At 64.2% G+C, this 23498-nt stretch carries 27 protein-coding genes; 17 read left to right on the top strand and 10 right to left on the bottom strand.

The genetic code is table 11. The annotated features are described in order from the left end of the window. The 4 genes from RKP46_RS19545 to RKP46_RS19560 all read right to left on the bottom strand — a co-directional run. Positions 1 to 1204 (bottom strand): cbb3-type cytochrome c oxidase subunit I (locus RKP46_RS19545; RefSeq protein ID WP_311108169.1); only part of this gene is annotated, 1204 nt, incomplete at its 3' end. 17 nt (positions 1205 to 1221) lie between these two features. Beyond that, positions 1222 to 1947 (bottom strand): cytochrome c oxidase subunit II, encoded by a 726-nt coding sequence (locus RKP46_RS19550; protein ID WP_311108170.1) that lies wholly within the window; start codon positions 1945 to 1947, stop codon positions 1222 to 1224. Continuing rightward, positions 1940 to 2725, bottom strand: coding sequence for an SCO family protein (locus tag RKP46_RS19555; RefSeq protein ID WP_311108171.1), 786 nt, complete (start codon positions 2723 to 2725; stop codon positions 1940 to 1942). The genes RKP46_RS19550 and RKP46_RS19555 overlap by 8 nt, the downstream gene beginning before the upstream one ends. Before the next feature lie 11 nt (positions 2726 to 2736). Continuing rightward, on the bottom strand, positions 2737 to 3507 hold the full coding sequence (locus RKP46_RS19560) for a heme-copper oxidase subunit III (protein ID WP_311108172.1): 771 nt from the start codon (positions 3505 to 3507) through the stop codon (positions 2737 to 2739). 174 nt (positions 3508 to 3681) lie between these two features. On the opposite strand from RKP46_RS19560, the gene RKP46_RS19565 reads away from it, so the two are divergent. Continuing rightward, positions 3682 to 4341: a c-type cytochrome gene (locus tag RKP46_RS19565; RefSeq protein ID WP_311108173.1), complete on the top strand. Its 660-nt coding sequence runs from the start codon at positions 3682 to 3684 to the stop codon at positions 4339 to 4341. Positions 4342 to 4609: 268 nt separating this feature from the next. After that, on the top strand, positions 4610 to 5158 hold the full coding sequence (locus RKP46_RS19570) for a phasin family protein (RefSeq protein WP_311108174.1): 549 nt from the start codon (positions 4610 to 4612) through the stop codon (positions 5156 to 5158). 58 nt (positions 5159 to 5216) lie between these two features. On the opposite strand, the gene RKP46_RS19575 is transcribed toward RKP46_RS19570, so the two are convergent. Beyond that, positions 5217 to 6143 carry an acyltransferase gene (locus tag RKP46_RS19575; protein WP_311108175.1) on the bottom strand — a complete coding sequence of 309 codons (927 nt, stop codon included), beginning with the start codon at positions 6141 to 6143 and terminating at the stop codon, positions 5217 to 5219. After that, complete coding sequence (gene ylqF / locus RKP46_RS19580; protein WP_311108176.1) at positions 6116 to 7015, bottom strand: ribosome biogenesis GTPase YlqF; 900 nt, start codon at positions 7013 to 7015, stop codon at positions 6116 to 6118. The genes RKP46_RS19575 and ylqF overlap by 28 nt, the downstream gene beginning before the upstream one ends. Before the next feature lie 132 nt (positions 7016 to 7147). Here ylqF and RKP46_RS19585 point away from each other — a divergent pair, with 132 nt between their 5' ends. Beyond that, a complete protein-coding gene (locus tag RKP46_RS19585) occupies positions 7148 to 7471 on the top strand; it encodes a hypothetical protein (protein ID WP_311108177.1) in 324 nt (107 codons plus the stop codon). 38 nt (positions 7472 to 7509) lie between these two features. Here RKP46_RS19585 and RKP46_RS19590 read toward each other — a convergent pair whose 3' ends face one another. The 4 genes from RKP46_RS19590 to RKP46_RS19605 form a co-directional block, all read right to left on the bottom strand. Next, positions 7510 to 8109 carry a DUF4126 domain-containing protein gene (locus tag RKP46_RS19590; RefSeq protein ID WP_311108178.1) on the bottom strand — a complete coding sequence of 200 codons (600 nt, stop codon included), beginning with the start codon at positions 8107 to 8109 and terminating at the stop codon, positions 7510 to 7512. An 11-nt stretch (positions 8110 to 8120) separates the two neighbouring features. Beyond that, on the bottom strand, positions 8121 to 8453 hold the full coding sequence (gene fliE, locus RKP46_RS19595; RefSeq protein WP_311108179.1) for a flagellar hook-basal body complex protein FliE: 333 nt from the start codon (positions 8451 to 8453) through the stop codon (positions 8121 to 8123). Between the two features lie 75 nt (positions 8454 to 8528). Continuing rightward, positions 8529 to 9920: a sigma-54 dependent transcriptional regulator gene (locus RKP46_RS19600; RefSeq protein WP_311108180.1), complete on the bottom strand. Its 1392-nt coding sequence runs from the start codon at positions 9918 to 9920 to the stop codon at positions 8529 to 8531. Further along, entirely contained in the window at positions 9910 to 11103 is a 1194-nt protein-coding gene (locus RKP46_RS19605; protein WP_311108181.1) for an ATP-binding protein, read from the bottom strand. Before RKP46_RS19605 ends, RKP46_RS19600 begins: the two co-directional genes overlap by 11 nt. Positions 11104 to 11225: 122 nt before the next feature. Between RKP46_RS19605 and fliF the strand changes: the two genes are divergently transcribed. From fliF to galU, 14 genes are all read left to right on the top strand, one after another. Further along, positions 11226 to 12977 carry a flagellar basal-body MS-ring/collar protein FliF gene (fliF, locus tag RKP46_RS19610; RefSeq protein WP_311108182.1) on the top strand — a complete coding sequence of 584 codons (1752 nt, stop codon included), beginning with the start codon at positions 11226 to 11228 and terminating at the stop codon, positions 12975 to 12977. Then, positions 12967 to 13965 (top strand): flagellar motor switch protein FliG, encoded by a 999-nt coding sequence (gene fliG, locus RKP46_RS19615; protein ID WP_311108183.1) that lies wholly within the window; start codon positions 12967 to 12969, stop codon positions 13963 to 13965. The genes fliF and fliG overlap by 11 nt, the downstream gene beginning before the upstream one ends. A gap of 210 nt (positions 13966 to 14175) precedes the next feature. Continuing rightward, positions 14176 to 14913 carry a flagellar assembly protein FliH gene (locus tag RKP46_RS19620; RefSeq protein ID WP_311108184.1) on the top strand — a complete coding sequence of 246 codons (738 nt, stop codon included), beginning with the start codon at positions 14176 to 14178 and terminating at the stop codon, positions 14911 to 14913. Next, positions 14910 to 16328 carry a flagellar protein export ATPase FliI gene (gene fliI / locus RKP46_RS19625; RefSeq protein ID WP_409194171.1) on the top strand — a complete coding sequence of 473 codons (1419 nt, stop codon included), beginning with the start codon at positions 14910 to 14912 and terminating at the stop codon, positions 16326 to 16328. Before RKP46_RS19620 ends, fliI begins: the two co-directional genes overlap by 4 nt. Positions 16329 to 16353: 25 nt before the next feature. After that, entirely contained in the window at positions 16354 to 16800 is a 447-nt protein-coding gene (gene fliJ, locus RKP46_RS19630) for a flagellar export protein FliJ (RefSeq protein ID WP_311108185.1), read from the top strand. A 58-nt stretch (positions 16801 to 16858) separates the two neighbouring features. Continuing rightward, positions 16859 to 17992, top strand: coding sequence for a flagellar hook-length control protein FliK (locus RKP46_RS19635; RefSeq protein WP_311108186.1), 1134 nt, complete (start codon positions 16859 to 16861; stop codon positions 17990 to 17992). 87 nt (positions 17993 to 18079) lie between these two features. After that, complete coding sequence (fliL, locus tag RKP46_RS19640; RefSeq protein WP_311108187.1) at positions 18080 to 18637, top strand: flagellar basal body-associated protein FliL; 558 nt, start codon at positions 18080 to 18082, stop codon at positions 18635 to 18637. Between the two features lie 9 nt (positions 18638 to 18646). Beyond that, a complete protein-coding gene (fliM, locus tag RKP46_RS19645; protein WP_311108188.1) occupies positions 18647 to 19651 on the top strand; it encodes a flagellar motor switch protein FliM in 1005 nt (334 codons plus the stop codon). 64 nt (positions 19652 to 19715) lie between these two features. Continuing rightward, entirely contained in the window at positions 19716 to 20078 is a 363-nt protein-coding gene (fliN, locus tag RKP46_RS19650; RefSeq protein ID WP_311108195.1) for a flagellar motor switch protein FliN, read from the top strand. 100 nt (positions 20079 to 20178) lie between these two features. Then, positions 20179 to 20583 (top strand): flagellar biosynthetic protein FliO, encoded by a 405-nt coding sequence (fliO, locus tag RKP46_RS19655; RefSeq protein WP_311108189.1) that lies wholly within the window; start codon positions 20179 to 20181, stop codon positions 20581 to 20583. After that, entirely contained in the window at positions 20570 to 21325 is a 756-nt protein-coding gene (gene fliP, locus RKP46_RS19660; protein ID WP_311108190.1) for a flagellar type III secretion system pore protein FliP, read from the top strand. Before fliO ends, fliP begins: the two co-directional genes overlap by 14 nt. After that, positions 21322 to 21591, top strand: a complete 270-nt coding sequence (fliQ, locus tag RKP46_RS19665) for a flagellar biosynthesis protein FliQ (protein ID WP_311108191.1) — start codon at positions 21322 to 21324, stop codon at positions 21589 to 21591. Before fliP ends, fliQ begins: the two co-directional genes overlap by 4 nt. 7 nt (positions 21592 to 21598) lie before the next feature. Beyond that, complete coding sequence (gene fliR, locus RKP46_RS19670) at positions 21599 to 22384, top strand: flagellar biosynthetic protein FliR (protein ID WP_311108192.1); 786 nt, start codon at positions 21599 to 21601, stop codon at positions 22382 to 22384. A 169-nt stretch (positions 22385 to 22553) separates the two neighbouring features. Next, entirely contained in the window at positions 22554 to 23423 is an 870-nt protein-coding gene (gene galU, locus RKP46_RS19675; RefSeq protein ID WP_311108193.1) for a UTP--glucose-1-phosphate uridylyltransferase GalU, read from the top strand. The last annotated feature ends 75 nt before the right edge of the window (positions 23424 to 23498 follow it).

The raw sequence follows: 23498 nt of genomic DNA on the forward strand, positions 1-23498 counted from the left end.
TGCGGCCGGTAACCTTCGGGAACCAGTAGTAGACGCCGGCGAAGATCGAGAACGTTCCGGCGACAGCCATCACGTAATGGAAGTGCCCAACGACATAGTAGGTGTCCGACAGGTGCAGGGTGAGCGACGCGACGGCGAGCGGAATCCCGGTCAGCCCACCGATGAGAAACAGGAAAAGCACGCCGAGGGCATAGAGCATCGGCGTTTCAAAGGTGATCGAGCCCTTGTACAGCGTTCCGACCAGACCGATCAGCATCAGGCCGACAGGCACCGAAATCAACAGGGTCGTCACCATCTGGCCGACGCGTATCCAGTCGACCATGCCGGAAACATACAGGTGGTGTACCCATACTTCACCGGCCAGCAGAACGATGCCGCCGATTCCGGCATAGACGACCGCCTTGTAGTTGAACACCGGGTTCTTGGCGAAGGTCGCGACGATCTCGAACAAGACGCCGAAGAAAGGCAGGAAGATCACGTAGACGGCCGGGTGCGAGTAGAACCAGAAGAGGTTCTGATACGTCAGCACGTCGCCGCCGCGCGTCGGATCGAAGAAGTGCGTTCCGAGGTACTTGTCCATGCTGATCAAGGTCACCGCTGTTCCCAGCACGGGAACGAAGATCAGTTGGAGGACGAAAGCGCCAAGCGTGCACCAGACGAAGATGTTCAGCTTGTTCCAGGTCAGGCCCGGCGCGCGCATGTAGGTGATCGTGGTCAGGAAGTTAACGCCACCGATGATCGAGGCGAAACCGAGTATCAGCACGGTGAAGGTATAGAGCGCCGTGTTCCCGGTAGTGATCGTCGAGTACGGCGGATAGCCCGTCCACATGATGTCCGGTGGATCGGGAATGAAGAAGGTCAGCAGCGCCAGGATGATACCGACGTAGAACAGCCACACCGACAGCGCATTGACGCGCGGAAAAGCAACGTCCTTGGCGCCGATCATCAGTGGGATGCAGTAGTTGGCAAAGAAACCGGTCAGCGCCGGAATCTGGAAGCCGAGAATCATCACCGCGCCGTGCGCATACAGCCAGACGTTGTAGGTGGTCGGATTGCTCGTGATCGTTGGACCCACCGTCGACAACTCGGCACGCATCAGCAACGCCATGATCCCGGCGACGATAAACGCGGCGATCGAGCCAATCAGGTAGAGCACTCCGACGCGTTTGTGGTCGGTGGTAAAGATCCATTCTTTCAAGTTCATGTCCCGTCTCCCGTCACTCAACTGCTTTTCTTGGCGGAGGCTCCGCTCGTCTCGTACCACGCCTTGAATTCTTCTGGCGTCTTCACGACCACCCGGCCAGCCATATAGGAATGCATCACCCCACAGTACTCGGCACAGGTTACCAGATGCTCCTTGCCGGCCTCCTTGGGCAGGAACCAGATATACGTCACCCGCCCGGGCATCGAATCCTCCTTGACGCGGAAATCGGGAATGAAGTGGCTGTGCAGCGTGTCGCGGCTGGTCATCCGCAACAGAATCGGCTTCCCGGCCGGAACGATCAATTCATTCTGCGTCTGCACACCATTCGGATACGTGTAGTCCCAACTGTACATGCCGGATTCAAGGGCAATCTCCAGCCGGTCAGCCGGCACGTCGCGATACTTGTTCCATAGCGCCCAACCGTTGGCGGCGATGAAGAAGTCGTCGGCCATGAAGACGAAGGTCGGAATGACCACCCAGCCAACGGCTGCCGCCGGCGACAGGCGCGGACCCTGGCCGACGACATTGTCGGGCGTCCGCCGGTAGCGCCAGATGAGATACGCCGTCATCAGAGCGAAGAGAATGCCGATCACGGAAATATCGATGAGCACCTCCTTCCAGAGGTAATCCCAACCGGGCGCCGGATCGAACACGCGCTCCGCCCCCCCCGCTGCTGCCATCGCTCCGCTGGCAGCCGCCGCAGCCACGCTCGTCACCGCCAAACGTTTGAGAATCTTATCCATGCATCCTCCCCATCTTCCTCCGATATCCCCACGCTCCCAGACCCATCAGCGACAGGCCGAGGAGAAGGGAGCCTATACCCGCCAGCAGCGGATAGTTCAGTTGATACCTGCCTTCTTCGTAGTTGTAGCTGAAACATGCACCGGTAACCATGTCGAAAACCGCTGTCGAGTTTGCGATACGCTCCCAGTCGGCATCGGTGAGCGCCAGCGTCAGTGTTTCCGCGTCCATGCGTGTACCGTAGATGTAGCGCGCCACTCGCCCCTGCGGCGTCAGGAACACCAGGACATTCGGATGAAGGAAGGCCTTTGCCGCATCCGACCAGAAAAAATTGAAGCCGACGCTGCCCGCAAAAGCCTTGACGTCCTTGTCGGCGAGCACAGCGTGCCGCCAGCCGGGCTGCGCCTCGCTGCCCTCGCCCCCGCTGCCGACCGCCCCCGTCTTGCGCAGGAAGTCGGCCGCGGTCGCACTTGAATCGCGCGCGTCGAAGGACACCGTCAGCACGCGGTAATCGGACCCCAGCCGGAAACGCTCCACCTTGGCCAAGGCCCTGGCCAGTTCCATGTTCATCGTCGGGCACGTGCCGTCGCAGCCGTAATATGACAGGACCAGGATCAGCGGCTTGCCGAACATCTCGCCGAGTGCGAAATTCGCTCCGCTGCTGTCGACCAGGCGCGTTTCGGCGGCCAGACGTGCGCCGAGAAAGCGGGGCTCGTCGATGCGCATCACCGACGTGTCCGGCGAACTCGAGCGCGTCGGCTCACCAACCGCGTACACCACGGTGCTAAGGCCTACCAGAAGTAGACTTGCGAAACGACGAAGAACCAAATCACGTCCACGAAGTGCCAGTACAGGCTGGCCGTACGCCAGAACCCGTGTGAGATGTTGCCGCGCAAAGCCGGCAGCAGACCGGCCAGGAAAATCGCCAGACCGACGACGACGTGCGAACCGTGCAGGCCGGTGATCGAATAGAAGGTGGTCCCGAAGCTGTTGGTGGCGATCGTGAAGCCACCATGGATCAGGTGTGTCCATTCATAGACCGACATGCCGAGAAAGGTCAGGCCGAGCGCGATGGTAATCAGCAGCCAGGTGATGAAACCGGACTTGTTGCCAAGTTCCATGTGGTGCTCGGCGGCGTGGATGGTGATCGACGAACCGACCAGCACGACGGTCATCACCAGCGGATAGACGATCGGCAACTCCGGCGTACCGTCCGGCGGCCAAGCCGGCGAATTCAAGCGCATGAACCAGTAGTAGGCGAAAAAGCTCATGAAGATCATGGCTTCCGCCAGAATGAACCAGCCCATCGCCCCGAACGACAGACCCTCGCCCTTGCCCATCGCTTCGCTCGTCCAGCCGGCGATGCCGGCGAGAATCAGCGGCAGGCCGAGGCCGAAGGCGATCAGCCCGGCAAAACTCTGGTGATAGACGAAATGAAACGAAAACGCCAGGCTCCAGGCCAGGATGCCTATGCTGATGACCGCCGGCCAGACGCTGGTGTCCCAGTGCGCATGGTGGCCGCCATGGTGAGCATCGTGGTGGGCAACATGGTGTTGTGACATCGCGCTTCCTCCCTCTCCCTAACGCTTGGTTGATCTGCTTTTATCACGCTTTGTTGCCAGCAGGGCGGCGAGTCTTCATAATACCTGCCATGCGACATTCGGTCGCAGATTATGTCAGAGACGGCACGATTCTGCAAACTCCGGAAAAATCTCGTGGGGAGGAAGGAACAAAACATGCGCAAGCCATTGTCCATGCTCGGCTTTGTCTTTCTGGGGGCGACTTTTGGCGCCTTCGCGGCAGGAAATCCCGAACTCGGGGAAGCCAAAGCTGCCGTCTGTACCGCCTGCCACGGTCCCGATGGCAACAGCATAGCATTGCCGCCGCCAGCCGATCCATGGCCGAAGCTGGCGGGCCAGCTACCCGAGTACATCGTCAAGCAGGTTCATGATTTCAAGGCTGGAAAGCGCAAGAACGAGCAGATGACGCCGCAGGCGCAGGCGGTTGCCGAAACCGACCTGGCCGACATTGCCGCGTTTTTCGCCAGGCAGAAGGCAAAAGCTGAGGAGGCGACCAACCAGGAAATCCTTGCCGCGGGCGAGAAGCTCTTTCGCAAGGGCAAGGGACGCCCGAACGTGGTGCCCGGCTGCATCGGCTGCCACGGGCCGGACGGCGTCGGCAACCGCGACTGGAACAAGCTGATGGTGCGCGTCCCGACAGTGCTTGCGCCCTCGCTCGGCGGCCAGCACGCCAGCTACCTGATCAAGCAACTGAAGGCCTACAAGGACGGCTCGCGCGCCAATGACGAAGCCAGGGTAATGCGCGACATCGCTGCGCGTCTTGATGACAAAGAGATCGCTGCCGTCGCCGAGTACCTGTCGACGCGCGGCAACTGAAGCGTTGCTGCGGCGAACCGCGCGTTGCGCACGGCAACGAGCGGTTCGGGAGACCCGGCAGCGAAGCCGCAACTCGAGCGCGCAACGGAAGCGCCGAATCGCAAAATATCCGGTCAGGGTCCTTGACGCCGCAGGCGATAAGCGCTAGGCTAGCTTCATGCTGCACCGCAACAAACAGCCGCGATGATGCCGGAGCAACGCCCGGTGCATCGCTGGACCCCGCGCGGCGAGCAGACACTTCTTCATCAAGCTTGCCGGAGCAGCCACCATGCCAGCCGCCCACGAACGCATCATCGACAGCCGAGGAACGACGATCGACCTCCTGGCAGGCGTGCTCCGCACAGTGCTCGATGGTTCGGAACACCTGACCAGCCTCAACCTGAATTCAGCGCGCTCGCTGGTCGAAGCAGCGGCGGTTCAGCAGTGCTCCCTGACTGAGCTGCGCGATCTGAACGACGCGCTCGCGCTAAGTCGGACCTGCCGCCGCCCGCTGCTCGAGAAGCTGCTTTCGTACTCGCGCAGCCTGCATGAGATTGCCGCACACGTGCAGGAACAACTGATCAAACTGGCGGAAAGCCGGCAAGCGGAGCTCAATGCGTCGCTTGATGCATCGATTTCTCCGCTCGTCGAGCGCATGCGGCAACCCCCACCCGCTGGCTTCTGGTTCGCCCAGACAACCGCCAGGTGCGCGATTACGGCCGCTGATTACACGCTGCGGATCGCCAACCGCAGCGCCCGGCAATGGGCGGAAGCAACGGAAGCCTGCGTCGCGGCAAGCGCCTGCGCCGCCACACGCGCCGTGCGCGCCAGCGCCTAGACTGCCGGAAAGGCCGGTCGCCGCAGTCGGGCGTCAGGCAGATCGCTGTCGACGCCGGTCAAACGGCACTTGCTGCCCTGTCGACGGTCGCCTTTTCGGCGAGCAGACGGTCGATTTCTTCGTCCTTCGTGCGCCAAAGTCCTTGCAGCCACGCCTGAAACGCCTGGCGCACAGCCGGATCCTCGACGTAGTTGCCCGTCGCCAGTGCGCGCGGTACGGGCTGGCGGTGTACGCGGACGATGACCTGCCGCATGCCGCCGCAGAGAAACTGCCAGAAGTTCGGCGCACCATCGGGATAGACGATGGTGACATCGAGGATGGCAGCGAAGCGCTCGCCCATGACGTTGAGCGCCAGCGCGATGCCGCCCGCCTTTGGCTTGAGCAAGTGGCGGTAGGGCGATTGCTGACGCGCGTGTTTGGCTGGCGTGAACCGCGTCCCCTCGCAGAAGTTCATCACGCTGGTCGGAATCAGCGCGAACTTCTCGCACGCCAGACGGGTGACCTCCTGGTCGCGGGCGCGCAATTCCGGGTGCCTGGCCAGCGTCTCTTCACTGTGCCGGCGCATGAACGGAAAGTCCAGTGCCCACCAGGCCAGCCCCATCACCGGCACCCAGAGCAACTGCTGCTTGAGAAAGAACTTGAGCAGCGGAATGCGTCGCGTCAGCACCCGTTGGAGGACGAAGATGTCGGCCCACGACTGATGATTGCAGTTCACCAGGTACCAGCCGCGCGCTGCCAGCCCGTCGAGCCCGGCGACATCCCAGCTCGTTGCCTGGGTAAGCCGCATCCAGGCACCGTTGCAGCGTATCCACGCTTCGGCAATCCAGATCAGCGCCGGATCCAATCGCAGGCGAACCGCCGGGAAAGGCAGCAGCAGCTTGCCCACGGCGAGGAGCAGCAGAAGCGGTACCCAGAACAGCGAATTGAGCGCCAGCAGCAGGGCGCTGAGCACACCGATCAGTGTACCGCCGAGAGTTCTGCGCATCGATCCGCCCCAAGCAGCATTTCGCTGCGCGTCGTCGGCGTTTCCAGACTGATCCGGCCGAGCAGACCCGCCCGATAGTCCTGCACCAGGACGCTGGCCGCCTTTTCCAGGTCAGCCAGTCCGCCCCGCAGGCGCAGCCCGCGCTGCGCGGCGATGGCTGCGAGCGCGCCGAGCGCGTCGAGGCCGCCGAGCACGTCCCTTGCCCAACCGTATCGCCGGGCAAGCAGCTCCGGATAGCGTGCGAGCAAGACGCCGGCCAGAAACTGCGCGACCTCGTCGTCGACCATCGCATTGCGCCCGACCGCGTGGCTGGCGGCGAGCATCAGGCCATCGCTGGCATGCTCGATGCGCGGCCAGAGGAGTCCTGGCGTATCTGTGATCCATTGCCGCGGACCGATCTGCGTCGTCTGCTGCGCGCGCGTGATCGCCGGCTCGTCGCCGACCTTGGCCAGCCTGCGTTTGAGCAGCACGTTCATCAGCGTCGACTTGCCGACGTTGGGTATGCCCATGATCATCATGCGCAACGGCTTCAGATTGTCGTTGCGATGCGGCGCCAGGTTCTGGCAGAGCGCCGGCAGGCGCGCCACCTCGGCCGGCTTCCGGCACGACAGGGCAAGCGCGCGCATGCCTTCCTGGCCATCGTAATGGGCAATCCATTCGCGGGTAGCCCGCGGATCGGCCAGATCAGCCTTGTTCAGCACCTTCAGACACGGGCGCTGGCGCTGCAAACGGAGCTGACGCACGAGCGGGTTGGTGCTGGCTTCCGGCAGCCGCGCGTCCACCAGTTCGATCACCACGTCGATCGACGCCATCATCTCCGCGGCCTTCTTGCGCGCCGCAGCCATGTGACCGGGATACCACTGAATGGTCATTGGAGGCTCGAATTGCTGACTGAAAGATGCGATTATCCCACCGCTTGCCCTGTCCTGCTGCGCTGCCCATCGGCATCGGCAGCGCGCCGGGGAGCTTCGACCATGACGGGCAGCACAGACCCAGGCAAAAGGATGATGATGGAAAAATGGATCACGCGCAGCGTCGCTCTGCTCTGCGCCGGCGGGAGCAGCGCACTCCTCTGGATATTCGGCGCTTTTCTTGCCCTTCCCTGGCGCGAGAAACGCATGCCGTCGGTCGACACGGGCGAAGTGCAGGTGCTCGGCGTCGCGCTGATCGTCGGCCTGGCCGTCCTCTGGGGTGCACTGCACCTGCTCGCGCTGGCCGACCGCGCGAGCAACCCGCTGGCGTATCGGGCAGGCTGTGCGCTGCTGCTCGCCACCTCGCTGGGCGCGATCGGCGGCGGAATCGCCTGGGCCGCGGCACGCCTGGCTTAGCCGCGCACGCCGACGAATGCCGTCCGTCCTCGGCCGCCTCAGGCTTGACGCCGCGCCTGCCGCCAACCGCCCAACAGACGAAACACTTTCGGCAACAGCCAGACGAGCAAGGCCAGGAAAACGCCGAGAAACGCGAGCAGCAACCAAGGATGGGCGAACATCAGCCACAACGTGAAAAGGACCAGCGAGTCTTCGGCGAACGACACGGCGATATTGCTGAATGGCTCAGGCGAGGCATTGACCGCGGCACGCGTCCCCGCCTTGGCAAAATGCGCCCCGGCGGCCAACCCGCCGCCGACGATGGCCATTGCCGTCTGCCACTCGGCACCCTGTCCGCCGAAGGCCATCGCCGCCAGCGCGGCGCCCGCCGGTATGCGGATGAAGCTATGCACGCCGTCCCAGAGCGAGTCTATCCAGGCCACCTTGTCGGCGAGGAACTCGACCAGCAGCATCAGACCCGAAGCGCCGAGAACCCACGGGTGCTGCAGCACGTGCAAGCCCTCGGGCAGGCTCACCCAGTCCAGGTTGCCAGCCAGACCGACGACGAACAAGGTCGCGTACAGGCGAATCCCGGAAGCCCAGCCAAGACCGGCGGCAATCGCCAGCAGACCGGTCAGGTCAAGCGGCCATGAACCCATCGCCACTCACCTCAAATCTGCATGTTCATGACGTCCTGATACGCCGAGACGAGCTTGTTGCGCACCTGCACCATCTCCTGAAACGACAGGCTTGCCTTCTGTAGCGCGAGCATCACCTCGTGCAGGTTTTCCGGATTGTTGCCGGCGGCAAAATTTGCCGCCATCGCTTCCGCCTGCTGCTGCGTCTGGCTGACCGCGGCAATCGAGTTCTGCAAGACCTGCGCAAAGTCCGTCGACCCCGGCGCACGCGGCGCCGCACCCACTGGCTCAGCCGGCCGGCCGCTGGCGGCGGCCGACGTAGCGCGCAGCATACCCAACATCTGATCGATTCCCCTGGTGTCCATCGTGTTCTCCGAACGCTATCCAGGCAACCTGAAGCAAGGAACATGCCTTGGTCCCGGTCGCTGGCAATGCCGACCTCAGTCCTTCAGGAAGCCCTCCTCGCGATACTTGCGCAACTTGTGGCGCAAGGTGCGCTCGGGCATGCCCAAGCGCTCTCCGGCAAGTTTACGCGATCCACCGCTGGCGGCCAAGGTTTCGAGAATGTGCGCGCGTTCGCGCTCACGCAAGCTGTCACCACGCTCGCCGGGTGCCGCCGGCAACGCGTCATCCGCCGCCCTGCCGACGGGCGTTGGCGCCACTTGGCGGGCGTCCGCGGGCGGCGCGTCGGCGGTGTGCAGGACGTCACCGCTCAGGTGCAGGTCATCGATTCCGACGAGTTCGCCGCTGGCCAGAATCAGCGCCCTTTGCATGACGTTCTCCAGCTCCCGTACATTGCCCGGCCAAGCATGCCGTTCGAGCGCCGCCGCGGCTGCCGCCGACAAGCGCAGGCCTGGACGCCCGGCTCGCCCGCCATGCTCGGCCAGGAAATGCAGGGCGAGCGGAACGATGTCGCCGCTGCGCCGGCGCAGCGACGGAATCAGCAGCGGAAAGACGTTCAGCCGGTAGAACAGATCCTCGCGAAACAGCCCCTTCGCCACCGCCTCGGCCATATCGCGATTCGAGGTCGCGATGATGCGAATGTCGAGTGCGATCGGCTTCTTGCCGCCAACCCGTTCGACTTCACGCTCCTGCAGGACGCGCAACAGCTTGGCCTGCAGGCCAAGCGGCATCTCGGTCACCTCGTCGAGCAGCAACGTGCCGTTCTGCGCCTGTTCGAACTTGCCTGCCTGCGCCTGCTGCGCACCACTGAAAGCGCCCTTTTCGTGACCGAAAAGCGTCGCCTCAAGCAGCGTATCGGGAATCGCCGCGCAGTTGATGGCGACGAACGGCCCCTTGCTGCGCGCCGAGTGCTGGTGAATGAAGCGTGCCACGACCTCCTTGCCGACACCGCTTTCGCCGCTCAGGAGAACCGTCGTATCGCTCTGCGCGACGCGGCGGGCGAGCGCGAACAGATTCCGACTTGCCGGATCGAGCGCGACGATGCCCTCTTCATCGGCGCAGGCCGGCAAACGGTAGCGCCGCACATGCTCGAGCAGCGCCGGTGGTTCGAAGGGCTTGAGGAGAAAGTCGCAGGCCCCGGCGCGCATCGCCTCGACCGCGCGGTCGACGTCGGCAAAGGCAGTCATCAGAACGACCGGCAGGTGCGGCTGGCGCCGCCGGATCGCCTTGAGCAAGGCGATTCCATCGACCGGCACCATGCGCACGTCGCTGAGCACCAGCGCGACTGCGCGGCGCTCCAGTACGGCGAGCGCCTCGTTGCCACCGGACGCCGCAAGAACCGTCTGCCCGGCCAGCTCCAGCGTGTCGCAGATCGCCTCGCGTAGCGCTGCGTCGTCCTCGACGACCAGAATCGGCAATTCAGCTCCCATCGGATTCATCCGTTGAATCGATCGCTGCGCGCACCGGCAAGGCGGGTAGCGTGATGACGAACTCGCAGCCGTGGCCGAGCACCGAACGGAGCTGCATCGTTCCGCCGTGCGAGCGCACCACCGCCAACGCAATGGCCAGACCAAGACCGGTGCCCTGACCGCGCGTCGTAAAGAAAGGCTCGAAGACCCGCCCCTGGATCTCCGGCGCGATCCCGGCGCCGCTGTCACGCACGCTGATCGATACCTGCGCCGCCTGCCGCTCGCCGGCAAGCGTCACGTCGCCACCCGCCGAGCACGCCTGCAGCGCGTTTTCGAGCAGATTGACCAGCGCCCCGGCAAGCGCTTTGCGGCTGCCGATGATGATCGCCTCACCCGCCTCACCGCTCGCACCGAGCGCCCGGAAGCTGACGCCCTGCTCGCGGAACAGGGGTTCGACGCTCTGCGTCGCGTCGCCAAACAGCTCGCGCAGCGACACGTGATCGCGCCCGATACGCTCGCCGCGGGCGAAGAGCAAGACGTCCTGAATCAGACGTTCGAGACGTTTGAGCTGCGCCGTCGCCTTCTCGGCGAAGCGCACGCGCGCCGCCACCCCAAGCTCGGGCTGCGCCAGGTTGGCGCTGTACAGCAAGGCGGTGGCGAGCGGCGTGCGCAACTGATGGGCGAGTGCAGCCGCCATTTCCCCCATCGCGACCAGACGTCGGTTACGCTCCAGCGCGCTCTTCGCAGCGTGCGCCGCGGTAACGTCGTGGATCAGCAGAATGCGCCCACCGGCCGAGTCCAGCGCGCTCTCGGTGATCGCCAGACGACGCGCTTCGCACAGCCACTCGTCCGCTGCCTCGGTCGCTGCAAGCTGGCTGCGCGCCAGCTCGGGCCAGAGCCGGCCAATGATCGCCGGACCGAAGAGCGCGCACGCAGCCGGATTCGCCTGGCTGACGCGCGCTTCGCCGTCGAGCACGACGACACCCGCCGGCAGTGCGTCGAGCAGCAGCGCCAGGCGCTCGGACAGCGCTTCCTTCTCCTCGTACTGCCGACGCAGCTCGCCGTTGGCGACGGCCAGTTCGTTGGTCAGCGACTCGACACGCGTCTGCAGCGCCTGGTACGACTCGCTGAGAACCAAGGAAACCTGATTGAAGACGTCGAACGCCTTTTGCAACTCCTGCGCTTCGCGCGTCACCGTTGTCATTTATGCTACTTTGCCCATTGAATGAAGAGTCAGCCGCCATTAACCGCTACAATATAGCATTGTAATTATCAGCTTTTTTGCCTCTTGCCTGCTGATTGCAGGCTCTTCGACGTCACACGAGCATGGCGGCAGCCGGAACCGAAAGCCTGGAAACGACCAACGCGGCCGACGCGGACAGCCTGCTGAGCCGCGCCCGCGAAGCGCTGGCACGTCTGAGCAACAAGCAGAAGATCATCCTGATGGTCGCACTGGCAGCGGTCGTCGCCCTGCTCGTCACGGCCACGCTGCTCTTTCGGCAGAGCGACTTCCGGATTCTGTTCTCGAATATCGGCGAGCGCGACGGGGGCGCGATCATCGCCACGCTGGAACAGATGAACGTTCCGTACCGCTTCAACGAATCCGGCAACGCCATTCTGGTTCCCGCCCAGCGCGTGCATGACGTTCGCCTGCGCCTGGCCGCACAGGGCCTGCCGCGCGGCGGCGCGGTCGGCTTCGAGCTGATGGAGGGACAGAAGTTCGGCATCAGCCAGTTTGCCGAGCAGATCAATTACCAGCGCGGTCTGGAAGGCGAACTCGCGCGCACGATCCAGTCGATCGCCGCAGTGCAAGCCGCGCGCGTCCACCTGGCGATTCCCAAACCAACGGTCTTCATGCGCGAGGAACTCAAGCCGTCGGCCTCGGTCCTGCTCAACCTCTACCCGGGCCGCTCGCTCGAACCGGTGCAGATTGCCGGCATCCAGAACCTGGTCGCGGCCAGCGTGCCGCAATTGACCGCAGCCAGCGTCACTCTGCTCGACCAGAGCGGCGCGCTGCTCTCGCAGATGAAAAGCAAGCTGCTTGAAGCCGGGCTCGATCCGACACAGGTCAAGTACGTTCAGGAGGTGGAAGCGAGCATCATCAAGCGGGTCGAGGACATCCTGGCGCCGCTCGTCGGCCCGGGCAATGCGCGCGTGCAGATTGCCGCCGACATCGATTTCTCGCAAAGCGAACAGACGGCAGAGACGCATCGGCCGAACACGACGCCGCCTGACATCAGTATTCGCAGTCAGCAGACGAGCGAGACGGCGAGCACCAGTCCAACGGCGCAGGGCGTTCCTGGCGCGCTGAGCAATCAGCCGCCGGTACCGGCCACTGCGCCGCTCACTCAGCCGCCGGTCGCCGGCGCCGGCGGGACTGGCGCGCCGGGCCAGCCCTTGCCCGGCCAGATCAACGCGGCTGGCGTTCAGGCGCCGATCGCCAGCGTTGCCCAGCCGATCAGCACGAGCAAGAATTCGACGATCAACTACGAAATCGACAAGACGATCCGTCACGTCAAGCAGTCGGTCGGCACCATCCGACGCCTGTCGGCCGCAGTCGTGGTCAATCAGCGCAAGGAAATCGGCAAGGACGGCAAACCCGCCAGCCGGGCGCTGCCCGACGCCGAACTGAAACAGATCAGCGACCTGGTCAAGGAGGCGATGGGCTTCAACAAGGACCGCGGCGACACGATATCGGTCGCCAACGCGCCGTTTACCGTCGTCGAAAAGGAAGAGGGCCTGCCCGCCTGGCGCGATCCGGAAACCGTCTCGCTGGCCAAGGATCTGATCAAGTACGGCGCGATTGCCGCCATCGTCGCCTATCTGCTGCTCGGCGTCGTTCGCCCGCTGATCCGGACAATGCTCGAGCGTCCGCCAAGCGAACGGGCGGCTGCCGGTGGTCAGATCGACGTGATCGCCGGCGAGGAAGAAAGCGAAGCTGAGGAGCCGGTGAAACACGTTCCGACAGCCGCCGAACTGCTTGAAAAGAAACTGACCCGCGCGCGTGCGCTGGCGCAGCAGGATCCGCAGGCGGTCGCCAACATCATCAAGGAATGGATGGGCGCCAATGGCGGCTGAAGACGGCATCGAAAAGAGTGCGATCCTGCTCGTCGCACTCGGCGAGGATTACGCCGCCGAAGTGCTCAAGTACCTCGGCCCGAAGGAAGTGCAGAAAATCGGGCAGGCGATGGCCGCGCTCAAGTCGGTGCCGCGCGCACGCGTCGAACAGGTGGTCGACGACTTTCAGCAGATCGCCGAGGACTCGGCGGCGGTGCATGTCAATGCCGACGCCTACGTTCGCTCGGTGCTGACCAAAGCGCTCGGCGACGACAAAGCGTCCAACCTGATCTCGCGCATCCTCCAGCCCGGCGATACCAATGGCATCGAAGGGCTGAAGTGGATGGATGCGCCAACCGTCGCCGACCTGATCAAGAACGAACACCCGCAAATCATTGCGACAATCCTCGTACACTTGGCACACGACCATACGAGCGACATCCTGAACCAGTTTACCGACCGGCTGCGCAACGATGTCGTCCTGCGCATCGCAACACTCGAGGGTATCCAGCCGGAGGCCCTCAAGGAGTTGAACGACGTCATGCTCCGCCTGCTCTCCGGTTCCGCCAGCATCAAGAAATCGGCCATGGGCGGCGTGCGGACAGTCGCCGAGATCCTCAACTACATGGGGACCGCCAACGAAACTACAGTGCTCGATTCGATACGCGAGTACGATCCGGACCTGGCCCAGAAGATCCTTGACGAGATGTTCGTCTTTGAAAACCTGCTCGACCTCGACGACCGGGCGATCCAGCTGCTGCTGCGCGAGATCCAGTCGGAATCGCTGATTCTCGCCATGAAAGGCGCCAACGAGGCATTGCGCGAAAAGATTTTCCGCAACATGTCGCAGCGCGCTTCCGAAATGCTGCGCGAGGACCTTGATTCGCGTGGCCCGGTGCGCCTTTCCGAAGTCGAAGCCGAACAGAAGGAGATCCTGAAGATCGTCCGCCGGCTGGCCGACGAGGGACAGATCGTCCTCGGCGGCGCGGGTAACGAGGAAATGGTCTGATCCCCCGGCAAGCCCTTGCCCGGCTCGATCGATCGTCGCTCGGGCGCAGGCGGACGCGCCGCGGCAACCCCAGACAGCAAGAAATGGCATGATGGAAAAGCTGAACAGATTGGGCAGACGAGTCGACGAGCACGAGCGCCGGCGGCGCGACGGCAGCGCGTGCCCGTGCGACATGCAGAACATCTGCTACTTCGCCGCCACGAGCCGCCAATGAACCGATGGATCCCGAAGGAGAAGTTGACCGCCTACCAACGCTGGGAGGTGGCCGCCTTCGACGAGCGAACGGAAGCCAACCCGCATGCACCACCAGCGCCAGCACCGGCCGAAGCCGTCGCGCCCAGCGCCGAGCCGGTCGAGGTTCTACCGGCGGACGAGAGCCCGCTCGAGGAGACGGCCATCGTTCTGCCAACCGCCGAAGAGATCGAGTGCATGCACCGCGAGGCGCACGAGACGGGTTACGCTGCCGGCTACCAGGCGGGCCTGGGCGCCGCTCAGGCGATCGCCGGACAACTCGCCAGCCTCCTCGAAAGCCTGCCACAGGCGCTCGCCGCTATCGACCAGGCAGTGGCCGACGAGTTGCTCGCGCTGGCCCTCGAAATCGCCAATCAGGTTCTCCGTTCCAGTCTGCGCGTACGGCCTGAACTGCTGTTGCCGGTAGTCAGGGAAGCGGTAACCACACTCCATCCGCATCACGGACAGCCACTACTTTTTGCCCATCCGGACGACGCCAACCTGATCCGCACTCACCTTGGCGAGCAGCTTGCGCACAGTCACTGGCGCATCCTCGACGACGCAGCGCTGACCCCGGGCGGCTGCCGGGTCGAACTCGGCGCGAGCGAGGTTGACGCCACGCTCGAAACACGCTGGCGGCGCGTCATCGAAGCGATCGGCATCAACCCGGAGTGGCTGGCGAAGAGCGATCCTTCCGGGCGGGACCGAGGGCAGTGAGCGATTCCGGCGAAAACACGCACCTGGCCGCCTGGCAGAGCTTCCTGATCGGCTGCCGGCAAGCCGCGCGCCAAGCGAGTTCGCTGCTCCCCAGCGGACACCTGACGCGCATCAACGGCCTGGTCATGGAAGCCTCGGGACTCAAGCTGCCGCTCGGCAGCTCGTGCCGGATCATGCCGACCGGCGGCTCGCCGATCGAAGCCGAGGTCGTCGGCTTCAACGGCGAACGGCTCTTCCTGATGCCCTCGGACGACGTCTACGGCCTCTCGCCGGGGGCTCGCGTCGTCGCACTCGAAACGCGCAACCGGCCACCGCAGGTCGGCCAGCCGCCGCCAGCCCGCCGCCGTTCGATCGACCGCGCAAAGCTCGTTCCCGTCGGCGAAGAACTCCTCGGTCGCGTACTCGACGGTGCCGGACGGCCGCTCGATCGACTCGGCCCGTTGCAGGCCGGCGCGCTTCGCCCACTGCAAAGCCGCCCGTTCAACCCGATGTCGCGCGCGCCGATCGAACACGTGCTCGATGTCGGCGTACGCGCGATCAACGCGCTGCTCTGCGTCGGACGCGGGCAGCGCATGGGGCTGTTCGCCGGATCGGGTGTCGGCAAGAGCGTCCTCCTCGGCATGATGGCGCGCTACACGGCGGCCGAAGTCATCGTCGTCGGGCTGATCGGCGAGCGCGGCCGCGAAGTCAAGGAGTTCATCGAGCAGATTCTCGGCGACGACGGCCTGCGCCGCTCGGTCGTCGTCGCCGCACCGGCTGACGTCAGTCCGCTGATGCGCCTGCAGGGCGCCGCCTACGCGACCAGCATCGCCGAGTACTTTCGTGATCGCGGTCGACACGTCCTGCTGATCATGGATTCGCTGACCCGTTACGCGATGGCGCAGCGCGAAATCGCGCTGGCCATCGGCGAGCCACCGGTCACCCGCGGCTACCCACCGTCGGTCTTCGCCCGCCTGCCGCAGCTCGTCGAGCGCGCCGGCAATGGACTCGAAGGCGGCGGCTCGATCACCGGCTTCTACACTGTTCTCGCCGAGGGCGACGACCAGCAGGACCCGATCGCTGACGCCGCGCGCGCCATCCTGGACGGACACATCGTCCTCTCGCGGGCGCTCGCCGATGCCGGGCACTATCCGGCGATCGACATCGAACAGTCGATCTCGCGGGCCATGGTGGGGCTGGTCAGTCCCGAGCACCTCGAACTGATTCGCCGCTTCAAGAGCCTCTTTTCGCGCTACCAGCGCTCGCGCGACCTGATCAGCGTCGGCGCCTATGTCGCCGGATCGGATCCCCAGATCGACCAGGCGATTGCCTTCTACCCACGTTTCGAGACGCTCTTGCAGCAGGCGCTCAGCCAACGCGCCGATTTCACGAGCAGCCTCGGCGACTTGCAGGCGCTCTTCGCGCGCGCCGCCTGAAACCCGCCAGCGGTAACTGCCCACGATGAGCAAACCCTTCGCCCTGCAGACCGTGCTCGACCTGATGCAAAGCCGCAGCGACGCAGCGACGCAGCGGCTTGCCCGCCTGATCGCTGCCGAGCAAAGCGAGAAAGGCAAGCACGCGCTGCTGAAGCAATATCGCGACGAATACTCGGCGCGCTTCCGCCAGGCCGTGCAGAACGGCCTCGGGCAGCCGCAATGGCTCAACTTCCAGCAGTTCCTCGATCGCCTCGACGAAGCGATCGAGCAGCAGGCACACGTCGTTCGCCGCCACGAAACACAGACCGTCGCCGGCCAGCTCGAATGGCAACAGCAGCAGATCAAGCTGAAAGCCTTCGATGCGCTGGCCACCCGGCACCGTCTGCAGCAAGCGCGCCAGGAGACGCGGCAGGAGCAGAAGGTGCAGGACGAGCACGCAGCACGCAGCGGAAAAGACGATCGGGAGCAGTGACCATACTGGCACGGGACTTGCGTCAAGGTCGACACTACGCCCGCCTGAGAGAACGATCATGACGATTTCCATCGTTTCCCAGTTTGTCCCTTCGGCGCTCCCGGCGACGATCGCAGCTACCCCGATCGACCAGCCAGCGAGCGTCGGCCTTGCCGGCCCGACGGCCGATTTTGCCAGCCTGCTCGCCGCCCTGACAAGCGACCCGCGGAGCAGTCCACGAATACCGGAAGACGCTCTGCGGCAGGACGAGAAGACGACGCAGACGGCTACGGAGACGAGTACCGAGACGGCTGCGGCGACGGCGGCAACGGCGGGTCCTGCCGATGCGCTGGCGGCGCAGGCAGCAATGCCGCTGTTCGTCGCCACGCCTGGCCTGACTCCGGCCACCCCGACGCCGCGCAGCGGCTTCGCCGGGACAGTCGGCGAGGCTGCCGCCACCGCCAGTCTGCCGGGCGGCGATTCAGCGCCTGCCCGTACGCTTCGCCTGCTCGCGCCCATGGCCGCCGAAACGGCCGGAAAGGACGCGCTGAGCACAGACCCAGCGACCACCGCGGGCGAGCGGCAAACGCCGCTTCCGGCAATCCCCGTCGGTGACCAGCAGGCGGCAAAACTTGCCGCTCCCAACCCGCTCGCGGCGACTTCCGAAGGCAGCCGGCCAGCCCCACCCGACGCGAACTCGCCGCCACTCGCCGCGCCCTCGATCATGCCCAGCGGCGCAGCCCCGTCGGCGCCGCTCGCCGCCGCACACGCCGCACATCAACTGACGGCACCGCTCGGCCATCCGGGCTGGGCCGACGATTTCGCGCAGAAGGTCTTGTGGTTTGCCGACAATGACCGACAGCAAGCACAACTGACGCTCAACCCGGCACAACTCGGACAGGTCGAGATCACCCTGAGCATCGAGCGCGAGGTGACCAGCGCGCACTTCGCATCGGCCAACGCCGATGTGCGCTCCGCCATCGAAAGCTCGCTGCCGCGCTTGCGCGAGCTGCTTGCCGGCGCCGGCGTCCAGTTGGGCCAGGTGACCGTCGGCAGCGAGTCCGATCGGCAGCCGCCAGCGCGCGAAGACCCCACGCAGTCTCCCCGGCGAAGAAGCGATGACGCTATACTTGGGGTTGCTTCGGGTACCGGCCAGCCGGCGCACGCGCTGGCGATCCGGCGTGGCAGTGCACTGGTCGACCTCTTCGTGTAAGCGCTGCGCCGTCAGCCTTGCCTGGAGCATGCGAAGCGCAAGCGAGACGAAACGGGCTGACCAGCAAACCAGGGAGAGAAGTGCTCGATGGCCACCAAGGATAGCAAGCCTGCCGCGGACAGTGCCGATCCTGCCCCGGCAAAGAGCAGCAAGAAGCTGCTCATCATCATCATCGCCGCGGTCGTTCTGGTCCTCGCGCTGGGCGGCGCGGCCGCTTTCTTCCTTCTGAAGAGCAACCCGGAACACGACGAGGAAAGTGGGGAAGCTGCCGTCGAGAAGGCCAAGCCGGTCAAGAAGAAGAAAGTCGATCGCGAAGCGGCGCCGATCTACGTTGCCCTTGATGCCTTCACCGTCAACCTCGTACCGGAAAACGGCGACCAGTTCCTGCAGTTGATTGCCGCCGTCGAGGTCGAGGACGCGCAAACCGGCGACCAGCTCAAGGTGTACATGCCCAAGCTGCGCAACGACATCACGCTCCTCCTGTCAAGCAAGAAGGCCTCCGAGCTGATCGCCAAGGAAGGCAAGCAGCATCTCGCCGAAGAAATCAAGGATCAGATGAATCAGGTCCTCGACCCGGGGGCGAAAAGCAAGAAGAGGGAAGGCCCGATCCGCGACGTCCTGTTCACTTCGTTCATCATCCAGTAGCCAAGCGCAATGAGTACGGATTTCCTCTCCCAGGACGAGGTAGACGCACTCCTCAAGGGAGTCACCGGCGACGCCGAGGAGCCGGAAAGCGGGGAAGAAATCGATGGCGGACCACGCCCCTACAATCTCGGGACCCAGGAAAGAATCGTCCGCGGGCGGATGCCGACGCTCGAACTGGTCAACGAACGCTTCGCCCGTTATCTGCGGATCGGGCTGTTCAACTACATGCACCGCAGCACCGAGATCTCGGTCGGCTCGATCCGCGTCCAGAAGTACAGCGAGTTCACACGCAATCTGGTCGTGCCGACCAACCTCAACCTGGTCACCGCCAAGCCGCTGCGCGGCACAGCGCTCTTTGTCTTCGACCCCAGCCTGGTCTTCCTCGTCGTCGACAACATGTTCGGCGGCGATGGTCGGTTTCACACCCGGGTCGAAGGACGCGATTTTACCGCCACCGAGCAGCGCATCATCCAGGGATTGCTTTCCGTCGTCTTCACCGAGTACACTCGGTCATGGAAGCCAGTATACGAACTGAATTTCGAGTACGTGCGCTCGGAAATGAATTCGCAGTTCGCCAACATCGCGACGCCTTCCGAAATTGTCGTTTCAACGAGCTTTTCTCTGGAGTTCGGCGGATCGAGCGCTGACATGCACATCTGCTTCCCGTATTCGATGATCGAACCGATCCGTGACCTGCTCTACAGCGCCATGCAGAGCGACCAGTTGTCGACCGACCGGCGCTGGATCATCATGTTGCGCAAGCAGTTGAAGAACGCCGAGGTCGAAATCAACGCGCAACTGGCGACGACTACCGTCACGCTGCGCCAAATCCTGAGCATGCAAGTCGGCGATGTGATCCCGATCGACATCCCGGAAACGATCGTTGCCCTGGTCGATGACATACCGCTGATTGAATGTCGTTATGGGCAACAGGGTCGTCAGTACGCGCTGAAGGTCGAGCGTTTCATCGCCACCGAAGCCGAAGAAGCGCCGCTGGGAGAACTGCGTGGCTAGGGCAGACGACGAGCCGGAAGACCCGGCGGGCAGCGCCAGCATCGACGACGACTGGGCCGCCGCAATGGCCGAGCAGGCGCTCAGCGACGCCACATCGGCGGCTGGCGCACAGGCCGCGAACATCTTTCCGAGCTTCGACAATGCAGGCGGCAAGCCGTCGCTGATGAACGAGCTGGACATGATCCTGGACATTCCGGTCGAGATTTCGGTCGAACTCGGACGCACCAAGATCACCATCAAGAACCTTCTGCAACTTGCACACGGCTCGGTCGTTGAACTCGATGCGCTGGCCGGCGAGCCGCTCAACGTCTACGTCAATGGAACGCTGATCGCGCAAGGCGAAGTCGTCGTCGTCAACGACAAGTTCGGCATTCGCCTGACCGACATCGTTACCCCCTCCGAACGTGCGCGCAGAATCGGCCACTGAGCTTCCCGCAGCCTCAGCGGAACAAGGCCGGTCTGGCCAGGCTGCTGGCGGCAACCGGCAAGCGGAAGCCGGTCGCGCTGGCGCACCCGATTGGCCACGCATGGCGCGCGCCTGCGCGGCGCTCCTCCCGGGCAGCGCCTGGGCGCAGGCAGCAAGCAGCGATCCCGGCGTTTCCACCGCAGCCATGCTGCAGACCGTTCTTGGGCTCGCCCTGGTCATTGGGCTTCTCTTCCTCGCCGCCTTCCTCCTGCGCCGGCTGAACGGTGGGCGCGGTTTCGGCAGCAGCGGACCGCTACGCATCGTCGGCGGCTTGATCGTCGGCGCGCGCGAAAGAATCGTCCTGGTTGAAATCGCCGACACCTGGCTCGTCATCGGCCTGGTGCCGGGCCAGATCCGCACGCTGCACACGCTGCCCAAGGGCGAACTGCAAGCACCATCCGCGGCCGATCAGCGCTTTGCATTGTGGCTGAAGCAGATCTCGGAGCGCAAGAATGAAGGCAGCTAGAGCCGCCGTCTGCCTGCTGCCTGCCGCCCTCCTCATGCCTCTCGCCGTCTGGGCACAAACCGGTGGCGGCCTGCCCGCCTTCACCAGCACGCCCGGACCCGGCGGCAGCCAGACCTACACGCTGTCGGTACAAACGCTCCTGACGCTGACGGCGCTCACCTTCATTCCGGCAGCCTTGCTGATGATGTCCAGCTTCACGCGCATCATCATCGTCCTTTCGCTGCTGCGCCACGCCCTCGGCACCCAGACCTCGCCGCCCAACCAGGTTCTTCTCGGGCTTTCGCTTTTTCTCACCTTCTTCATCATGTCGCCAGTGCTGGACACCGTCTACACCGACGCCTATGTCCCCCTTTCGGAAAACAGGATCACCTATCTGCAGGCGATCGAACGGGGCGCCGTCCCTTTGCGCAAATTCATGCTCAAGCAGACGCGCGAAGCGGACATTGCCCTCTTCGCCCGGATGACCAACGCGCCGCGTTTCCAGACCGCCGAAGACGTTCCCATGCGCCTGCTCATCCCGGCCTTCGTCACCAGCGAACTGAAGACGGCTTTCCAGATCGGCTTCATCATCTTCATCCCCTTCCTCATCGTCGACATGGTCGTGGCCAGCGTGCTGATGTCGATGGGCATGATGATGATGTCGCCGGTGATGGTTTCGCTGCCCTTCAAGCTGATGCTTTTCGTCCTCGTCGACGGCTGGCACCTCCTGCTCGGCTCGCTGATGGCAAGCTTCGCCGCATGACGCCCGAAATCGTCATGGACATCGGACGGCAGGCGATCGAAATGACCCTCCTCCTGTCGGCGCCGCTGCTCCTCGCCGCGCTGCTCATCGGCCTGGTGATCAGCGTCTTCCAGGCAGCGACTCAGATCAACGAACAGACCCTGTCGTTTATCCCCAAACTGGTCGGCATGTTCCTCGTCCTCGTCCTGGCCGGACCGTGGATGCTGCAGTTGATGGTCGACTACATGCGGCGATTGCTCGAAAGCATCCCGCTCTTCGTCGGCTGACGGCTGCGTGATCAATCTGTCGACCCACGAGATCAACGCCTGGGTAAGCGCCTTCTTCTTCCCCCTGGCGCGCGTCCTTGCCGTCCTGGCTGCTGCCCCACCGTTCAGCAACCCGGCGTTGACGCTGCGCGTCCGGCTCGCCGCCGGCCTGGCGATCACCTTCGCCATCACGCCCGTCCTGCCGCCAATCCCGCCACTCGACCCGGGATCGGCGGCCGGGCTCCTGATCCTCGCCCAGCAGATGCTGATCGGCCTCGCCATGGGTTTCGCCATGCGCCTCGTGTTCACCGCGGTCGACCTCGCCGGCGAAATGATCAGCCTGCAGATGGGCCTGGGCTTCGCCAGTGCCTACGATCCGCAGACCGCTGGTCAGACCGCCGTCATCTCCGAGTTCCTGGGTCTGCTCGCACTGCTCGTCTTCATGGCGATCAACGGGCACCTGATGGTCATCGCCACGCTTGTCCACAGCTTCGCCCTGATCCCGATCGGCGTGCAGACCGCAGGCCCGACCACCTGGCACACACTGGCGCAGGCCGGCAGCGTCATCTTCTCCTCCGGGCTTTTCCTGGCGCTACCCATCCTCGTCGCCTTGATGATCACCAACCTCGCGCTTGCCGTTCTCAGCCGCGCCGCACCACAGCTCAACCTGATGGCGATTGGCTTTCCGCTCACCCTGGCACTCGGTTTCGCCAGCCTGGTCGTTGCCCTCCCCTACCTGAGCCAACCCTTGCAGCAGCTTTTCGAACTCGGACTGCGCTCGATGACCGGCAACCTGTCGCCGCGCATGCTGTAGCCATGGCCGTACGACCGCCATCAGCGACGCCGTCTGTCCGCAACAGCGACAAGCGGAATATACTATCCTGCCAATTTAAGGACGGATTCCCGCCGAGTCCGCAACGTGCACCCACCGGCCCGGGCCGGAAGAGTCTCCATTCATTGAGTTGCAGGGAATTGCTGAACAGATGAAGAAAGTCACCAAAGCGGTCTTTCCGGTCGCCGGACTGGGCGTCCGCTTCCTCCCCGCCACCAAGGCCAGCCCGAAGGAAATGCTGCCGATCGTCGATAAGCCGCTCATCCAGTACGCCGTCGAAGAAGCTGCAGCGGCCGGAATCACCGACATGATCTTCGTCACCGGCCGCTCAAAGCGTTCGATCGAAGACCATTTCGACAAGGCCTACGAACTCGAAGCCGAGCTGGAACGGCGCGGCAAAACCGAAACGCTCGAGTTCGTGCGCAACCTGCTGCCGAAAGACATCAACTGCATCTACATCCGGCAGGCCGAGGCGCTTGGCCTGGGCCACGCCGTACTTTGCGCCCAGCCCGTCGTCGGCGACGAGCCCTTCGCGGTACTCCTCGCCGACGACCTCCTCGACGGCGAGCCCGCAGTGATGCGCCAGATGGTGGACGTTCATGCCGAGCACCACTGCTCCGTGATCGGCGTCCAGAACGTGCCACGCGCGCATACCAGGAGCTACGGCATCGTCGACAGTCAGCCCTTGAGCGACGGCGTCGAACAGATCCGCGGCATCGTCGAGAAGCCCGAACCCGCGCAAGCACCCTCAACGCTGGCCGTCGTCGGACGCTATATTCTGACGCCACGCATCTTCCACCACCTCGCCCACATCGGCAAAGGCTCCGGCGGCGAGATCCAGCTCACTGACGGCATCGCCGCACTGCTTGCCGAGGAACAGGTCCTCGCCTACCGCTACCGCGGCACACGCTACGACTGTGGCTCCAAACTCGGCTACCTGGACGCCACAATCGCCTTCGGCCTCCGCCACCCGGAACTGGCTGAGGATTTGCGAAGGTTGTTGGCGAAGTATGTAACGTAAGACGGAGGACGCGGCGCAGTCCGGTCTATGGCAGGCGACAAACTGGTGCTGCATAAACTGGCGACAGCGAAATAG

This window comes from Accumulibacter sp. (assembly GCF_031732815.1).
Classification (GTDB): Bacteria; Pseudomonadota; Gammaproteobacteria; order Burkholderiales; family Rhodocyclaceae; genus Accumulibacter.

What these genes read in the sequence shown, in the direction of transcription:
- RKP46_RS19550 (WP_311108170.1), bottom strand. Translation starts at nt 1,947, where the DNA reads ATGGATAAGATTCTCAAACGTTTGGCGGTGACGAGCGTGGCTGCGGCG.
- RKP46_RS19560 (WP_311108172.1), bottom strand. Translation starts at nt 3,507, where the DNA reads ATGTCACAACACCATGTTGCCCACCACGATGCTCACCATGGCGGCCAC.
- RKP46_RS19565 (WP_311108173.1), top strand. Translation starts at nt 3,682, where the DNA reads ATGCGCAAGCCATTGTCCATGCTCGGCTTTGTCTTTCTGGGGGCGACT.
- RKP46_RS19570 (WP_311108174.1), top strand. Translation starts at nt 4,610, where the DNA reads ATGCCAGCCGCCCACGAACGCATCATCGACAGCCGAGGAACGACGATC.
- RKP46_RS19575 (WP_311108175.1), bottom strand. Translation starts at nt 6,143, where the DNA reads ATGCGCAGAACTCTCGGCGGTACACTGATCGGTGTGCTCAGCGCCCTG.
- ylqF (WP_311108176.1), bottom strand. Translation starts at nt 7,015, where the DNA reads ATGACCATTCAGTGGTATCCCGGTCACATGGCTGCGGCGCGCAAGAAG.
- RKP46_RS19585 (WP_311108177.1), top strand. Translation starts at nt 7,148, where the DNA reads ATGATGATGGAAAAATGGATCACGCGCAGCGTCGCTCTGCTCTGCGCC.
- RKP46_RS19590 (WP_311108178.1), bottom strand. Translation starts at nt 8,109, where the DNA reads ATGGGTTCATGGCCGCTTGACCTGACCGGTCTGCTGGCGATTGCCGCC.
- fliE (WP_311108179.1), bottom strand. Translation starts at nt 8,453, where the DNA reads ATGGACACCAGGGGAATCGATCAGATGTTGGGTATGCTGCGCGCTACG.
- RKP46_RS19600 (WP_311108180.1), bottom strand. Translation starts at nt 9,920, where the DNA reads ATGGGAGCTGAATTGCCGATTCTGGTCGTCGAGGACGACGCAGCGCTA.
- RKP46_RS19605 (WP_311108181.1), bottom strand. Translation starts at nt 11,103, where the DNA reads ATGACAACGGTGACGCGCGAAGCGCAGGAGTTGCAAAAGGCGTTCGAC.
- fliF (WP_311108182.1), top strand. Translation starts at nt 11,226, where the DNA reads ATGGCGGCAGCCGGAACCGAAAGCCTGGAAACGACCAACGCGGCCGAC.
- fliG (WP_311108183.1), top strand. Translation starts at nt 12,967, where the DNA reads ATGGCGGCTGAAGACGGCATCGAAAAGAGTGCGATCCTGCTCGTCGCA.
- RKP46_RS19620 (WP_311108184.1), top strand. Translation starts at nt 14,176, where the DNA reads ATGAACCGATGGATCCCGAAGGAGAAGTTGACCGCCTACCAACGCTGG.
- fliJ (WP_311108185.1), top strand. Translation starts at nt 16,354, where the DNA reads ATGAGCAAACCCTTCGCCCTGCAGACCGTGCTCGACCTGATGCAAAGC.
- RKP46_RS19635 (WP_311108186.1), top strand. Translation starts at nt 16,859, where the DNA reads ATGACGATTTCCATCGTTTCCCAGTTTGTCCCTTCGGCGCTCCCGGCG.
- fliL (WP_311108187.1), top strand. Translation starts at nt 18,080, where the DNA reads ATGGCCACCAAGGATAGCAAGCCTGCCGCGGACAGTGCCGATCCTGCC.
- fliM (WP_311108188.1), top strand. Translation starts at nt 18,647, where the DNA reads ATGAGTACGGATTTCCTCTCCCAGGACGAGGTAGACGCACTCCTCAAG.
- fliN (WP_311108195.1), top strand. Translation starts at nt 19,716, where the DNA reads ATGGCCGAGCAGGCGCTCAGCGACGCCACATCGGCGGCTGGCGCACAG.
- fliO (WP_311108189.1), top strand. Translation starts at nt 20,179, where the DNA reads ATGGCGCGCGCCTGCGCGGCGCTCCTCCCGGGCAGCGCCTGGGCGCAG.
- fliP (WP_311108190.1), top strand. Translation starts at nt 20,570, where the DNA reads ATGAAGGCAGCTAGAGCCGCCGTCTGCCTGCTGCCTGCCGCCCTCCTC.
- fliQ (WP_311108191.1), top strand. Translation starts at nt 21,322, where the DNA reads ATGACGCCCGAAATCGTCATGGACATCGGACGGCAGGCGATCGAAATG.
- galU (WP_311108193.1), top strand. Translation starts at nt 22,554, where the DNA reads ATGAAGAAAGTCACCAAAGCGGTCTTTCCGGTCGCCGGACTGGGCGTC.